The 15,487-nt window shown below is 55.2% G+C and carries 11 protein-coding genes, 1 tRNA gene and 2 pseudogenes; 10 read left to right on the plus strand and 4 right to left on the minus strand.

Translation table 11 applies throughout. The features are described from left to right. Positions 1 to 16 precede the first annotated feature (16 nt). From LOY55_RS13860 to LOY55_RS13880, 5 genes are all read left to right on the plus strand, one after another. The gene (locus LOY55_RS13860; RefSeq protein ID WP_258668077.1) at positions 17 to 811 is read left to right on the plus strand and encodes a DNA adenine methylase; all 795 of its coding nucleotides are present in this window, start codon (positions 17 to 19) and stop codon (positions 809 to 811) included. 152 nt (positions 812 to 963) lie between these two features. Beyond that, positions 964 to 1,941: an IS5 family transposase gene (locus LOY55_RS13865; protein WP_258668318.1), complete on the plus strand. Its 978-nt coding sequence runs from the start codon at positions 964 to 966 to the stop codon at positions 1,939 to 1,941. Positions 1,942 to 2,613: 672 nt separating this feature from the next. Then, a complete protein-coding gene (locus LOY55_RS13870; RefSeq protein WP_258668078.1) occupies positions 2,614 to 3,336 on the plus strand; it encodes a hypothetical protein in 723 nt (240 codons plus the stop codon). Next, positions 3,333 to 4,643, plus strand: coding sequence for a pentapeptide repeat-containing protein (locus LOY55_RS13875; RefSeq protein ID WP_258668079.1), 1,311 nt, complete (start codon positions 3,333 to 3,335; stop codon positions 4,641 to 4,643). Before LOY55_RS13870 ends, LOY55_RS13875 begins: the two co-directional genes overlap by 4 nt. Before the next feature lie 317 nt (positions 4,644 to 4,960). Further along, positions 4,961 to 9,004: a YCF48-related protein gene (locus LOY55_RS13880; RefSeq protein ID WP_258668080.1), complete on the plus strand. Its 4,044-nt coding sequence runs from the start codon at positions 4,961 to 4,963 to the stop codon at positions 9,002 to 9,004. Positions 9,005 to 9,155: 151 nt separating this feature from the next. Here LOY55_RS13880 and LOY55_RS13885 read toward each other — a convergent pair whose 3' ends face one another. Beyond that, positions 9,156 to 9,365, minus strand: a complete 210-nt coding sequence (locus LOY55_RS13885) for a hypothetical protein (RefSeq protein ID WP_258668081.1) — start codon at positions 9,363 to 9,365, stop codon at positions 9,156 to 9,158. 448 nt (positions 9,366 to 9,813) lie between these two features. Between LOY55_RS13885 and LOY55_RS13890 the strand changes: the two genes are divergently transcribed. From LOY55_RS13890 to LOY55_RS13900, 3 genes are all read left to right on the plus strand, one after another. Further along, positions 9,814 to 9,900 (plus strand) — tRNA-Leu (locus LOY55_RS13890). A gap of 172 nt (positions 9,901 to 10,072) precedes the next feature. Continuing rightward, a complete protein-coding gene (locus LOY55_RS13895; RefSeq protein WP_258668082.1) occupies positions 10,073 to 11,395 on the plus strand; it encodes an integrase arm-type DNA-binding domain-containing protein in 1,323 nt (440 codons plus the stop codon). Between the two features lie 653 nt (positions 11,396 to 12,048). Next, a complete protein-coding gene (locus LOY55_RS13900; protein WP_258668083.1) occupies positions 12,049 to 12,231 on the plus strand; it encodes a hypothetical protein in 183 nt (60 codons plus the stop codon). 47 nt (positions 12,232 to 12,278) lie between these two features. On the opposite strand, the gene LOY55_RS13905 is transcribed toward LOY55_RS13900, so the two are convergent. The 3 genes and pseudogenes from LOY55_RS13905 to LOY55_RS13915 form a co-directional block, all read right to left on the minus strand. After that, positions 12,279 to 13,247 (minus strand): AraC family transcriptional regulator, encoded by a 969-nt coding sequence (locus LOY55_RS13905; RefSeq protein ID WP_258668084.1) that lies wholly within the window; start codon positions 13,245 to 13,247, stop codon positions 12,279 to 12,281. A gap of 88 nt (positions 13,248 to 13,335) precedes the next feature. Continuing rightward, positions 13,336 to 13,674 (minus strand): helix-turn-helix transcriptional regulator, encoded by a 339-nt coding sequence (locus LOY55_RS31030; protein ID WP_309475410.1) that lies wholly within the window; start codon positions 13,672 to 13,674, stop codon positions 13,336 to 13,338. A gap of 120 nt (positions 13,675 to 13,794) precedes the next feature. Beyond that, positions 13,795 to 14,320, minus strand: a pseudogene (locus LOY55_RS13915) (AraC family transcriptional regulator ligand-binding domain-containing protein); the annotation flags it as partial. Positions 14,321 to 14,490: 170 nt separating this feature from the next. Between LOY55_RS13915 and LOY55_RS13920 the strand changes: the two are divergent. Both LOY55_RS13920 and uxuA read left to right on the plus strand, forming a co-directional pair. Beyond that, positions 14,491 to 14,637, plus strand: coding sequence for a hypothetical protein (locus LOY55_RS13920; protein WP_258668086.1), 147 nt, complete (start codon positions 14,491 to 14,493; stop codon positions 14,635 to 14,637). Positions 14,638 to 14,751: 114 nt separating this feature from the next. Then, positions 14,752 to 15,462 (plus strand): annotated as a pseudogene (gene uxuA / locus LOY55_RS13925) (mannonate dehydratase); the annotation flags it as partial. Positions 15,463 to 15,487: the final 25 nt, after the last annotated feature.

Consider the following 15,487-nt stretch of genomic DNA (forward strand, 5'->3'; position numbering starts at 1 on the left):
AAAGGTCTTGCTCTCTATGTCTACACCCATCATCCCTTGGATGGGCGGCAAACGCCGCCTGGCCGATCGTCTCATTCCACTTTTCCCACCCCACGAATGCTACGTCGAAGTCTTTGCCGGCGGTGCCGCGCTGTACTTCATGCGACCCCAGGCCGCGCCGGTTGAGGTCCTCAACGACATCAACGGCGACTTGGTCACGCTGTACCGCGTCGTGCAAAACCACCTCGAGGAGTTCGTGCGCCAATTCAAATGGGCACTCAGCTCACGCCAGGTGTTCGAGTGGCAGAAGATGACCCGTCCCGAAACCCTCACCGACATCCAGCGCGCCGCCCGATTCTTCTACCTGCAACACCATGCGTTCGCCGGCAAGGTCACCGGGCAAACCTTCGGGACCGCGACCACAGGCCCAGCCATCAACTTGCTGCGGATTGAGGAAAACCTCTCGGCCGCTTGGCAGCGTTTGTCCGGTACCTACGTCGAAAACCTGCCCTGGCTTGAATGCGCGGAACGCTACGATCGTTCTCATACTTTCCACTACATGGACCCACCGTACTGGCAGACCGCTGGTTATGGCGTGGACTTTCCTTTTGAAAACTACGAACGTATGGCCGAATTCATGCGTCGTTGCAAAGGCAGGGTGATGGTCAGCATCAACGACCATCCGGACATCCGTCGGGTGTTCGAGGGCTTTCACTTTGAAACGCTGGACGTTCGCTACAGCAATACCAATCAGCGGCAATGGAAAGTCGAGGTGAGCGGCGAGTTGGTGATTATGAACTGGACGCCTGAGGACCTAGGCGGACTGTTCTAAGACTAAGATGAAGAAAATTACGAACTGAAAGCAGTCCCACTTGGTCAGCAAGCAGCAACCCTTAGGGAGACGCTGCAAAAATAGCCAACCGTCCCCACCCTTGGCACACTGAGTACCTTCAACCAGCCACCCTCTCCGTGAGCGTTACGCGCGTGCAGAAGACCTTCTCCGAACTCGAATACACCGGCAAGAAAAAGCAGACTCGCCGAGATCGCTTCCTGGCTGACCTTGAACAGCTGGTGCCCTGGGCACAACTGGAGGCGCAAGTGGCGCCGTTCTATAGCGACACCACAGGCAAGCGCGGACGCCCTGCGATTGGGTTGTCACGCATGCTGCGCATGTATGTCGTGCAGCAGTGTTTCGGTTTCTCCGATGAAGGTTGCGAAGATGCCGTCTACGACAGCCAGGCCATCCGTGGTTTTATGGGCATCGACCTGGGCCGCGAGTCGGCACCGGATGCCACTACCTTGCTGCGTTTTCGCCGCTTGCTGGAAACCCATCAGCTAACGCGGGTGCTGTTTGAAACGATTAACCTGCATCTGGCCAGCCGGGGTCTGCTGCTCAAGGAAGGCACTATCGTCGACGCTACCCTGATCGCCGCGCCGCCCTCGGTCAAGAACCGAGAAGGCAAGCGTGATCCTGAGATGCATCAGGCCAAGAAAGGCAATCAATGGCACTTCGGGATGAAGGCCCACATTGGTGTCGACGCCACGTCGGGGCTGGTGCACAGCATGGTCGGGACGGCCGCCAACGTGGCCGATGTCACCCAGTTCGACCAACTGCTGCACGGTGCCGAAACCTATGTTTCGGGTGACGCTGGATACACCGGTGCGGCCAAGCGACCGGAGCATGCCGAACGGGACGTTATCTGGTCGATTGCAGCCCGGCCAAGCAGTTACAAGCAGCACGACGAAGGCAGTGTGCTGTACCGGGTCAAGCGCAAGATCGAATACGCCAAGGCGCAACTGCGTGCCAAGGTCGAGCACCCATTCCAGGTAATCAAGGTGCGCTTCAATCATCGCAAGGTTCGCTACCGTGGGCTGGAAAAGAATACGGCGCAGTTGTTCAGTCTGTTTGGGTTGGCCAATCTGATGCTGGCCAAGCGGTATTTGCAACGGGCGGCGGGATAAATCCGTCTGAAAGGCGGGGTTGACCCGCAAATCTGCAAAATGAGGGCGAAAGTCGGCCCTGGAAACGCAAAATAAGGCCGGTAGGTTGAAAAAACCGGCCTGGAAATGGAGGCGGTGCGAACGGGTTAATTGTTCAGCGTCTCCTTAGTAGTCATTCATGATGTTAGAGGTCGTATCCATCCAGATCGGTTAACAATACGTCAACCGAGTCGACAGAATGAAGTCTCATTGCGCCCTTTCAGGTGGTGAAGAGCTATCTGTTCAGCCAAAAGGATCGCGACACCCATCGCTGCTTGTATTGCGTCACCAATGATATTGGTGATGCACAAGCCCCAGGCGAAGTCTGGGTCGATCGGCACGAGTTGCCGGATCACCGGCAACTCTTATCTTTGCTTGATGCAATGCAAAAGAAGCGTTAGGCAAACACGCCTTCCTGACACCATCGCGCGATAGTCTCCACCCATTTTACGGACGCCATTTTTAGCGCGCCAGGACATAGCCTGCTATCTTGAATTAAAGGACTGGGAGCACCCTCCTATAAACGAAGCTGACGGCTGTGGTGCATGCACAATAAAATCGAAAACTACTGAGCGCTTGTTCGTCTCCTTAGCTGAAATTTTTTGTGTCCTCTAGCAGCACATTTAAGACCTGACCGCACGGGGAGCCCGCCTCATGAATGATAAAGGCTTTCAAAACGCCACGCCCGAAGATAGAAGCAACACCCTTAGACCGGTGAACAGCACCGATATGGAAAAAATAGATTTATTAAGAGCGTCCACAGTAGAAGCAGCCAATACCGGTGGTGGGCTGTGGTACAGCTACCTGTTCGTGTTGCTATACATGCTCATTGCTGTTTCTGGGGTAACGCACGCGGATCTACTCACCAATAAATCGGTGACGTTACCTTTCCTAAATGTCGACTTACCGTTGCTTGGTTTCTTTTGGCTTGCCCCTCTCCTGTTGTTGATCAGTCACGTCTATGTACTGTTACATTTTTCGATCATGAGGTCGAAACTGGAAGCGTTCACTACTGAGCTGCTAGATAAAATTCACGATGTCGAAGAGCGAGAGTTTGTAAGGCAGCAACTGCCAAATAGTATTTTTATTCAACAGTTGGCTGGCCCCCGTGAAGTGCGTAAAGGTGCACGGCGGGGTTTGATGCTAGTTATCTCTGTGGTTAGTTTGGCAGTTGGCCCTATTTTTGTTTTGTTTTTATTCCTGTTTCAGTTTTTGCCCTATCATAATGAAGGCATAACATGGTGGCATCGGCTGCTCGTTGTAGCTGATTTGATTCTGTTAATGAAACTGTGGCCTCTCGCTGCAATGAATGTTGGTAGAGTTTCCAAAAAAGACAGTTCTTCAATCTGGCCGCCACGGTTTTACTTTGCACTATGACTGTGACAGATATTACATTTCCTGGTGAGTGGTTGGATGAGCATACCTTTCATCTACGCTTCATTCCTACTGCCTGGCCAGAACCTTATGGCATGGCCCGTGCGTCGCATGCTGAGAAAGAAAAAAAGCTGGAGGAGCTTTGCGATACCGAGTTCAAAGCTGTTCAATGCCCTTCAAGTTTGACCAAGTTTATGCGATTCGCCAACGACTTGCTGGCCTCGATGGAATGGATTTCCCTGCACACCTTATTGTTGGACGGGGATGTGGATCTGAGAACTGGAAAACCGATCAGCCTGTTTTCAAACAGGTTGATTCTGCCCTCATACAATAATCCGGGCTCATCCCATTTTGACCCAGAAAAACCTGACGTAGCGGATACGACGTTTTCCCTGAGAGCACGAAATCTTCAGGGAGCCATTTTTTTTAATGCAAATTTGAGAGGCGTTGACTTCACTGCTGCAAACCTCCGAGGGGCTTTGCTGGCTCGCGCGGATCTTCGGGGCGCGAAGTTGGGGTGTGCATCCAGTCAACTTAATGCGGCAGGAGGGGGAAACTATATTGGGACTTATGCGGACTCACATACAGATTGTACGCAACTCCAAGGCGCCAATTTTTCAAGTGCGATGTTACAAAAAACATCAATTATGGGAGCGGTTTTCTCAAAAACAAAGTTCTACGGCGCTCTACTGCAGGAAGTAGATTTTTCCGGCGCGGACCTGCATGAGACTGATTTTTCGTACGCAGATTTGAGTGGTGCAAGGATGATGAACGCAACACTTACTAACTCTAATATGTCTGACGCAACTATTATTGGAGCTTATCTTCAGAACGCCAAAGCGATGGGTGTCAATTTCTCCCGTGCAAAACTTAGCTTGGCTTTATTGGATGGCGCTGATCTGTCAGGTGCGCGTTTTGATAACGCCAATTTGGATGGCACCAGCTTCATAAGAGTCGGCGGTTTTGATCCGGTTGCTTGGGATAACACTTGGACGGTTTCGCTGGAAACCCTAGCACATGAAAGGCTGATCGCAGGCATATGGCTTAAAGCTGTATGTGATAGCGACTATGCGCGCGTGGCGCTGGAAGCTGTACTACCGCCGTTAACAAGTATGGTGAATGGACAGCACAGCGTTAGCGATTCTCCCTTACTGAAAAACAGCGAACTTCCGCATCGATTGATCGAGCGCTTTCGTGATCCACAAAAATGCAATGGGGCTCGATTTTTTACGGATGTCCAAAACAAACTCCTTGAAGACCTAGCAAATGACGAAGTAGGTATTCGACCGTACGCTGATATTTTACGTTGAATGAATCACTTTGTTGCAGGTGTTTGGGGGCGGGCAAACGAGGGCTCTCATCGGCTTTGGTTTATAGGCACTTCCAAGCCATAGGGCATGGCTGGAAATAAGTGAGGTACCTACGATTTTTTGGTGGGAACACAAACTGCTAGTGATGATTTTTTGTCGTCAGTCCGGAGAATGTGGGACTGGGAATTCACGTGCCAAGGCTTGACCGGTGGTAAGCAGTGAACTTCACTCTGAAGGTGTCATTATGCCGGTGACTACGTTCTGATCCGAAGTATGGCGCTCTCATTCCCACTTCAGCAAGAGTGCAGGTATGCGAAATGCAGAAACGCAAATCTGTAGGGGAAAACTCGGTGCGTACCGGATTCAGGCAGCTCCGTATTCAACCATTATGGGCACTGTTGGGCATCGCGCTAGTGCTGATTTCGCTGACACTGGCTTCGTTACAGGCACCGCACCCGACCCCCTATAAAGCCCTCTCGGAGCGGAGCTGGTTCGAGTGGCTTCGATATCCGATTGAACGCAACGCCAACCACCGCCTGCAAGTGATGGAGATCGAGATTAGTAATGCCATATTTCTGCCCGATGGCCAGCGCGGCTGGGCTGTGGGTGAGCGCGGCACGATTCTGGCCACGAGCGATGGCGGCCACATTTGGACCGCGCAGCCCAGCGGAGTGCAGGCTACTTTGTGGTCGGTGCAGTTCAACGCCGATGGCCAGCGCGGCTGGGCGGTGGGGCGGAATGGCACGATCCTGGCCACAAGCGATGGCGGTCACACTTGGGCAGTCCAGCCCAGCGGAGTGCAGGACCATCTGACTTCGGTGCAGTTCAACACCGATGGCCAGCGCGGCTGGGCCGTGGGTGAGCGCGGCACGATCCTGGCCACGCGCGATGGCGGTAGCACCTGGGGCGCGCAGCCCAGCGGGGTGCAGAAAACTTTGTACGCGGTGCAGTTCAACGTCGATGGCCAGCGCGGCTGGGCCGTGGGCGAGCGCGGCACCATCCTGACCACGCTGGCCAAGAGCGATGGCTACCTTTGGGCCGCACAGCGCAGCGGGGTGCGGGACGATCTTGTGGCAGTGCAGTTCAACGCCGATGGCCAGCGCGGCTGGGCCGTGGGTGAGCGTGGCACGATCCTGACCACGAGCGATGGCGGTAGCACCTGGGGCCCGCAGTCCAGCGGTGTACAGGCCACTCTACTGGCGGTGCAATTCAACGCAGATGGGCAGCGCGGCTGGGCGGTGGGCCGGAATGGCACGATCCTGGCCACGAACGATGGCGGCCACACTTGGGCTGCGCAGTCCAGCGGGGTGCAGGCCACTCTGTACGCGGTACAGTTCAACGCCGATGGTCTGCGCGGCTGGGCAGTGGGTTATAGCGGCACGATCCTGGTCACGGACGATGGCGGTCGTACCTGGGGCCTGGAGACCCGTGAGCTCACGACCGTGTGGGCGGTGCAATTCAATGCCGATGGCTTGCGCGGTTGGGCGGTGGGCGGTGACGGATCGATCCTGGCCACGAGCGATGGCGGTAGCACTTGGGGCGTGCAAACCAGCGGGTTGAAGGAAGCTCTAGCTCTGTGGTCGGTGCACTTCAACGTCGATGGCCAGCACGGCTGGGCGGTGGGTGAGCGCGGCACGATCCTGGCCACGAGCGATGGCGGCCACACTTGGGCTGCGCAGACCAGCGGGGTACAGGCCGCTCTATATGCTGTGCAGTTCAACGCCGATGACCTGCACGGCTGGGCAGTGGGCTATAGCGGCACGATCCTGGCCACGCGCGATGGCGGTAGCACCTGGAACCTGCAGTCCAGCGGAGTACAGGCAACTCTGCACGCGGTGCGGTTCAACGCCGATGGCCAGCGCGGCTGGGCCGTGGGTGAGCGTGGCACGATCCTGACCACGAGCGATGGCGGTAGCACCTGGGGCCCGCAGTCCAGCGGTGTACAGGCCACTCTACTGGCGGTGCAATTCAACGCAGATGGGCAGCGCGGCTGGGCGGTGGGCCGGAATGGCACGATCCTGGCCACAAGCGATGGCGGCCACACTTGGGCTGCGCATTCCAGCGGGGTGCAGGCCACTCTGTACGCGGTACAGTTCAACGCCGATGGTCTGCGCGGCTGGGCTGTGGGTGAACTCGGCACGATCTTGGCCACGAGCGATGGCGGTAGCACCTGGGACCTGCAGCCCAGCGAGGTGCAGGCCACTCTGTACACCGTACAGTTCAACGCCGATGGCCTTCGCGGCTGGACAGTGGATAATAGTGGCACGATTTTAGACACAAGCGATGGCGGTTACACCTGGACTGTCCGGGCGGTGTCGCTGAGCTATTCCCGCTACCCAGCTCCCTGGTTCGGACTGAGCCTGATTGCCGCTGCACTGTGCTGGAGGCTCTCTTTTCGACCCATTACTGATGCGCCTGAGCAAGGTGCCGAGGCTATGGTCGCGACTGACGCACCAACCACAGTCTTTGCGCAAGATCGCCTGCGCTTCGGGCCTTTGGCCAAAGGTATCTCTCGCTTCCTGCGGAACGCTTCTACTGAGCCTTCGTTAACTTTGGCCATCTCAGGTGATTGGGGCAGTGGCAAGAGCAGCCTGATGGCCCTAGTGTGCAACGACCTACGTCAGCACCGCAGCCAGCCGGTGTGGTTCAATGCTTGGCATCATCAAAAAGAGGAACAACTGCTGGCGGCACTGCTCAATGCCATCCAAAACCAAGCCTTGCCATCATCAACTACCCCAAAGGGCTGGAGCTTTAGGCTTCGCTTGCTGTTTTTGCGCTCGAAGAAGCATTTCTTACTTGCCTTCGTGATGGTGACGGCCGTGTCTACGGTGATGGCGTTTCTGATGACGCACGACTTGGAAGTATGGGGCAAACTTTGGAGTAGTGTTGCTAGTATCCTGCCTTGGCTGGACACGGTAGCAACCGGAAAACTCGACAAACTGTCCCCCAGCGATCTAGGCAAACTCACGGCGCAACTTGCCAGCGGCATTACTGTGCTGGTTGCGTTGCGCAAGGCATTGACCGCCTTCGGAGCCGACCCGGCTGTGTTACTGTCTGCAACTGCCGAGCAGTTTCGACTGAAGGACGCGAGTGCATTGACCAATTTTCGTGCCCGCTTTGCCGCGCAGTTTGACGAGGTAACACAGTGCTTGCCCTACCGGATGGTCATCGTGATCGACGATTTGGACCGGTGTCGGCCGGAGTCAGTGCTTGACGTAATGGAGGCGGTCAACTTCCTCGTCAGCTCAGGTAAGTGCTTCGTTATTTTCGGTATGGCAACGAATCGCGTTCAGGCAGCGCTAGCGATGTCGTTCGAGAAGATCGCAGCAGAAATGGTCGGCCTTGCCGGTAGAGCTGGCGAAGTGCCGTCACCTGACGAGAAAGAACGCCTGGAACGCGAGCGCAGGCAATGCTACGCGCGAGACTATATGGAAAAGCTAGTTAACCTGGACATCCTCGTACCTACCAGCGTTAACACGGAACCTCAACGACTGCTGGAGCCTTCGAATGACAACACTGGAAGACTGCGCAAGGCCCTCCACTCGTTCCTGAGTATTTGGCCGCTTGCGTTATGTGCAGTTGCGATTGCAGTTGGTTGTAATCTAGGCGCACGCTGGCAGTTTTCTGATCCGCTACCGGCGACTGTTTTGCAGGCGAGCGAGCATGTGCCGACATCGGTAACCCCAATCAATACTTCGATTCAGGCCAACCCACCGGCAGTTTTGATAACACCATCGACGACTCCGATGCCCGAGTTGCAGCCGGGTGAGGATCGAGGGATCGCCTGGTATGTATTTGCAGTCCCAATTGGGATACTCGTGCTATGGGCGATAGGTTTTACGATGGTCAGGTTGCGCACCAACTTTTACCAGGTGAAGGATTCGCGTGCGTTCTCGGAAGCGTTGCGTGTATGGATGCCGCTCGTGCAGCAACATCGGAAGACACCCCGAGCGCTAAAGCGCTTTGGCAATCGCATACGTTACCTTGCGATGCTTCACCAGGCAGAACACCTGGACGAGTCGCGCATAGATGCGCTGTCCAGAATAGTTTCCAGTTGGTGGCGCAGGTCAAATGGCAAGGTCGTGGCAACGACCGATTCCATTGAAACCACGCCGCTAACTCAGAGCGGGAGTATTCTAGGCGAGGACTTGATCGTTGCTCTTGGCGCACTTAACGAGGTCTGCGGATCCGGCTGGCGAAAGTGTATGGAAGGGAGTTTTCCGGTCGGCTTGGAGGATGCCGTGCGCAACGCCATTGAGAACCACTTGTGCTTGGGCAACGGAACGCATTGGCCACCTACGGGCGCTGAAATGGACAGCTTCGAAACGTCGTTGCAGGGTATTCGCGTCCCATCGAAATGACGTCAGCAGCACTGTGCTGAAGGCTTTGCCATCTAAGGAGGGAGCGCTTGGGGTCTCGGACTGAAACAGGAATACGCGTTTGACGTTGAACTCCAGGGGCGACTGTTTACGGTATTGAAGTGAGGGCCGCAGTTAGCCGATAGCAGAGTGATTACTCTGGTGCCATCAGTACTGCGAGCGTCATCTTGATGAACTCTTCATTCTTGTCGATAGTTTCCAAGGCGCCACGCACATTGCCTCCGACCTCGGACGCTCCGCGATGCTCAACCCAAAGCGTCAATTCCATAATGGCAGCCTCTAGAGCGAGTTGATTTTCATTGATTTTGAAAAGCAAGGAAGGGAGCAGGTCTGAGTTCGGCATTACGATTCCTCCATGGATGGGTTCAGCGTAGCAGTAACACCCTTGTACAGGATCAATAGATCCCATTGAGGCGCAGGGATCGATCAAAAAACCGTTCCGCAACCCAATAGCAGCTCTTGAAAGTGCGCGGGGTGCAGGTCGTTAAAAATCAGTAGCTTGCGGAACGGTAAAGCTGCTAACCTATTGAAATAGCTTGTTTTGTGAATGGATTGCAAATCCACCTACGCCGGTTCGATTCCGACCTCGGCCTCCACTTTAAACAAGCTCCGTAGATCGATGATTTGCGGAGCTTTTTTATTTGCGCTGTCCCGCAAGATTTAGTCTTGAAATGGGCATTTGCGAACTTGCTTCACGGGGGTGGGATGTATATATTTCCACCTCTGCTGCACAAGCGTCAGAACTGCCAGGTCGTTACTTGCCAGCTTTCAGATTGCTTGACCGCGCTACCGCCCGAATGGCGAAACTGGTAGACGCATGGGACTTAAAATCCCCCGCTCGTAAGGGCGTGCCGGTTCGATTCCGGCTTCGGGCACCATCTTGCATTCCACCGAGCGCTTTTGAGTTCTTTGGAAGCCTTGAAAAACCTGCCTTCTGGCGGGTTTTTTCGTTTTAGCATTCCGTCGGATTCTCGTCCATTCTTCTGGAATCCAGTCATTTAGAGGGTAAAGTTAGGGGTAGTCATTGGTTCGATTAAGGATAGTACCCTTATGTCGCGCACAACTGCTCCGCTTACCGATGCTGCTTGCCGTTTAGCCAAGCCAACAGACCGTCCCTACAAGCTTTTCGACGGCGACGGTCTCTATCTCCTAATCCAACCCAATGGCCGTAAAGGCTGGCGTCTAAGGTACGTAAAGCCTGACGGCCGGGAGGGGTTGACCTCCCTCGGCAGCTATCCTGTGATTGGCCTGGCCGATGCGCGCCAGAAGCGTTTAGATGCGAAGCGGATGCTCGCAGACGGCATTGATCCTGTTGAGAGCAAGCGTAAAGCCAAAGCGGAAGATGGTGGCAACGGCCGTACCTTTGAAAGCGTTGCGTTGGACTGGCACAAGAACATGTCGGCCAGATGGACACCCGACCATTCCAAGAATGTGTTGAACCGTCTGAATAACTATGTTTTTCCGTTTATCGGTGCCCGCGCGATTGCTGATCTCGATACTTATGATCTGATGCAACCTTTGGAGGTGATCAGAAAACGAGGAACGATTGACGTCGCCTTAAGGGTACAAAGATACCTGCAAAGTATTATGCGTGAGGCAAAACGCCTTCGTCTTATTCCGATAAACCCTGCCTACGATCTTCAGGGCTTGATCAAAGCGCCGCGAGTCTCCCATCGGCCTGCATTGCCCCTATCACGCCTGCCTGAATTGCTGGCACGAATCAATGCCTACAAGGGCCGAGAGCTGACCCGGCTAACGCTCATACTGTCGCTGCACGTGTTTGTTCGCTCGAGTGAATTACGTTTCGCTCGCTGGTGTGAGTTCGACCTCAAGCGTGGCGTATGGGAGATCCCGGATACTCGGCCGGAGCTGGAGGACGTACGTCATTCAACGCGGGGGACGAAAATGGCGGGCGATATTCATCTTGTGCCTTTATCGCCGCAAGTTGTGGCCGTGCTTGAACAGGTCCACACCCTCACGGGCACATTCGACCTGGTATTTGCCGGTGATGCTAGGGCCTGGAAGCCGATGTCAGAAAACACAGTGAACAAAGCGTTGCGCACTATGGGGTACGAAACCAAGACCGAGATCTGTGGTCACGGCTTCCGCTCAATGGCCTGCAGCGCACTGGTTGAGTCAGGGCTGTGGTCTGAGACGGCTATTGAAAGGCAGATGAGCCATCGAGAGCGCAACAGCGTTCGCGCTGCCTACATTCACAAGGCAGAATTCATTGAAGAGCGCAGGCTGATCATGAACTGGTGGAGCCGGTACCTTGAGGCCAATCTTCAGGAGCATGTCACCCCTCACGAGTTTGCGAATCGGGTCGGCGAGAATGTCAATCGGTTAAAAGTAAAACGTGGCGCAATGAAGTAGGCGTACCGGGAATGCTTCGTTGGGGGGGGGGGGGGCGATCAAAAGGTCGTTCGCCAATTGATGTCCTCACTCCGGATAATTTCGACGTGACCACGCGGTTCGTGTGCAGTGCCCTGGGCTCAAGCTGAGGTGTTAACTTCGAGCGGTGGCAAAGGATGTTACCGTTACAGTTGAGTGCTTCTGATGGGCGTTTGTTGTTCTTCGAGTTGCCACTGGAGGGCGGACTTCACATGCCACCTGAGGCATCGGGAGAAACTCGAAAAATGACGCTCAGCATCTGATTTCTACGGGCTAATGATCACGATATGCTGCCCTTGAGTCGGATTTTTTATTGCGCAGGAGAACACCATTTGGCAATATTTCGCCCCCGCACTCTCTTGTCAGCTCTCCATCCCTCTCATTTGGGGGCTGCGTCTCGGATAGGGTGGGTAACCCGGCCTTCGTGTCGGGTTTTTTATTTACAAGCCAACCACAGTCGGCAGAAAAATTTAAATATTTCTCTACCCTCTTAATGGGGTGCTAGGGGTCGAGTGTTCGAATCACTCCGTCCCGACCATATAATTCAAGGGGTTGCGAGATTTTATCTGGCGACCCCTTTTTATTTTAGGTGGTTTTTACCCCTACAAAACGGCTGGCTCTGGGTGGAATCTTCGATGGATATCAAGGACGCAATTTGCGCGTTTTCGGTTCTTTTTTTTATGATCGGCTGCTGCGGTATCGGGCGCGATCCGCGCGGATACGTAACAGACCACCTCTGGCCGAGAGCCGCCGGTATTAAAGGCAGCTATCACCTCAAAGCGGATACCTATGGGCAGACGGTAATATCGGCGAGCTAAGTCTGCACTCAGCGCAGAAGCACTATCAGATATTCGCCAGAATACGTTCACGGCCGATCTTTCAATCGGTTCTGAAACAGTAATGGCTGCCTGCGCAATCCCGACTGCCTGCACCATTCCAGCGGGGACACACTAAACCAGCGATTGAATGCCCGCGAGAACGTGCTGACATCGGCGTAACCCAGCTGATGCGCCATTTGTGTCAGGCTGATCGTCGGGACTTGCAGGTAATTGCGCACCAATTGCTGGCGTGTCTCATCCAGCAATTGCTGAAAGGACGTGTTTTTTTGCTCCAGGCGACGCTGCAAAGTACGAGGGTTGAGCGCCATGCAGTCGGCCACTCTGTCGATCGTCGCACGACCGCTGGGCAACAGATTGCGAAGTAATTGTCCGACGTAGCCGGGCATTTCGTCTGCCGACAAGCGTTCCATGCCGGACAGATGTTGAACGATGAGTTGATGCAGTGCTTCGCTGGCGCAATCCAGCGGCTGCGTCAGCACGCAAGCGTCGAATAACAGACCGGTATGTGCCGCAGAGAAGGTCGGCGTGATACCCAGCGTCTTCCGATAGACGAACTCATCTGCATGGGGCGAGTGACGAAGCATTACTGCTTCGGGCTGCCATTGGTCCCCGACCAAGGTCCGCATCAGTTGCATACCGACACCACACGCCAACTCTTCTGCCTGTGACAGTCCGGCCATTGTCGTTTCATCTATCTGGTAACTGAGCACGGCAACGCCGTCGACAACCTCGAGTTCAATTTGCGCTGATCCGTTGTACAACGAGAAATTGGCGCGCAGCGCAAACAAGGCATCACCGACGGTTCGAGTGTTGTGAATCAGGAAAAAAATATCACCGAAAACGTCGACCCCTTGATAGAGCCCGAATTCCAGGCCGAACAACGGGTTATTCGAACCCTGTTGGCACAGCTCCAGCAAGCCGCAATAGTGCTGGAAGGACAGGATATCTTCCGGACGGTGCAGCGAAGCCACGGGCAATGAGGCCTGACGCAGCATCCGGTTCGGGTCCAAGCCCTGACTGCGGGCGAATTGATCAATCCTGCAAGGCTGAGGGCACGAATGAAAGGATTGGAAGCCATTTCTATCACCGAGGGATTTGATACTTATGTTGCTTCCACTTTTGCGGACTGATGCCGTTCCAGCGAGTGAAAGCCCGGGAGAATGTACTCAGATCGGCGTAACCCAACAGACTTGCCAATTGCGTCAGGCTGATCGACGAGTCGCTGAGGTAACGCGCGGCCATTGCCTGACGCGTGTCGTCCAACAGTTCCTGAAATCCTGTGCCTTGCGTCATAAGATAGCGTTGCAGGGTGCGCGGGCTGATCATCATGTGCTCGGCAATCTGACCAATCGCGACCTGGCCATTGGCAAGCCTGCTGCGCAACAGCTTTTGCACGTAAGAGGGCAGCTCTTGCAGCGTCATGCGGGCCAGCTCATCGATGTGTTGCTGGACCAATTGCTGACACCTGACGTCCGTCGCTTCCAGAGGTATCGCTAGCAATGATTCATCGAACACCCACGCATTGACGGGGCAATCGAAGCGCGGCAACAAACCCAGTAGTGCTCGGTAGGCGCTGCGATTTGCCACACAACAATGGCGCAACATCAGGCCTCGCGGTTGCCAGGCATGCCCGAGCAGTTCGCGGAGCAAGCACGCTGCTATCCCCATCGCCAACTCCACCGTCTGACGCACCGAGGCCAACGCTCCATCGGTGATTTCATACAGGAGCAGGACGTTGCCAGTCTGACGTTCAAGGCGCACTTGCGCGCCGTCGCTATGAACATGGAAATAGCGGGTCAGTAGATTCAGTGCCGGTACAGCACATGGCGTAGAGCATGGTGCCGAGACTTTGCGTGCCCTGGTGCAAGCCGAACTGCAAGCCGAACAGGGGATTGTTCGAGCGCACCGCACACAACTCGACCAAGGCGTTGAACTGAGTGCCGGAAAGTTGCGCATCCAGCAGGTCTAAAGGCAGATGAACCTCAGCCAGCGCCGAATCCGGATCGATGCCCTGACTGACAGCGAACTCCTTAAACCCTAACAGAGCAGTACCACGGACAGTGGACATCAACTCGATCCCCCGAATGAAACACAGCTTGTGGCCAAGGGCGCACTGGCACGATTTGCAAAATCTCTGGCGCGATCTGCAAAGCTTTCACCTTGGTCCCGAGACCAGACTTGAACCACCAATAACAAAAGACCTGCGTTCGGCCCAAGGCTGGACGATGGAGGTATTCGATGCGTCGGTTCCTGTTCGCTTTCCTGGTGGTCGCGCTGATTTCGGGTGCGCTTTATTTTCAACCTCAGCCCGCTGGCGACACTGTTGTTCATCATTCCAATCACCCACCGGTTGCCGGCATCAGCGATGCCTTCACGCATTTCTGAAGACTAAAGCGTTCTTTCCTGCACAGATTAGCGCTCGCGGAACTCGCCGCCAGACAGCGCTCCATGCAGGAACATCTGCTCAAGCGTTCGTGCCGAATCAGCATTGGCGGTAACCAGAAGGCCAAGGCCTACTTCGAGCAACTGACGCCAGCCCAGACCGAAACGTTGGTCAACACCTTGATCGCCGGTTTACCCGGCGCCGAGGAACACTACAGCCTGGAAGACTTCCGAGTATTGCTGCGCACCTACGCCGACATCGACGAAGCCAGGTTGCGTGAACACCTGGGGTACTTTTTGCGCGCGCTGATTCCGGTGGCAGAGGAAGCGGGCGTGCGCATGGCGATCCACCCGGACGATCCACCCCGTTCCCTGCTTGGCTTGCCGCGCATCCTGTCCACCGCCGAAGACGCCCAATGGTTGCTGGACGCCGCCCCAAGCCCGGCTAATGGCCTGACGTTCTGCACCGGCTCCTATGGCGTACGTGAAGACAACGATCTGGTGGCGATGGCCAAGCACTTTGCGCCTTTCATCTACTTCACCCACCTGCGATCAACCCGCCGAGAGGCCGACCCGCGTAGCTTCCACGAAGCCCACCATCTGGATGGTGATGTCGACATGGTCGGGGTCATCGCTGCCCTGGTGGCAGAAGAGTGCAGGCGTGAGCGCGAAGGTGGCCCGCGCTTGCCGCTGCGTCCGGACCATGGACATCAACTGCTCGACGATCAGCACCATGAAAGCAACCCCAGCTATTCGCTGATCGGTCGCCTCAAGGGCCTGGCAGAAATCCGGGGGGTGGAATTGGCCGTGCGTCAACAGCTGGACTGATGGCTTAAAAAAACTGAGCAGTAGT

Source organism: Pseudomonas sp. B21-040 (assembly GCF_024748695.1).
GTDB lineage: Bacteria > Pseudomonadota > Gammaproteobacteria > Pseudomonadales > Pseudomonadaceae > Aquipseudomonas.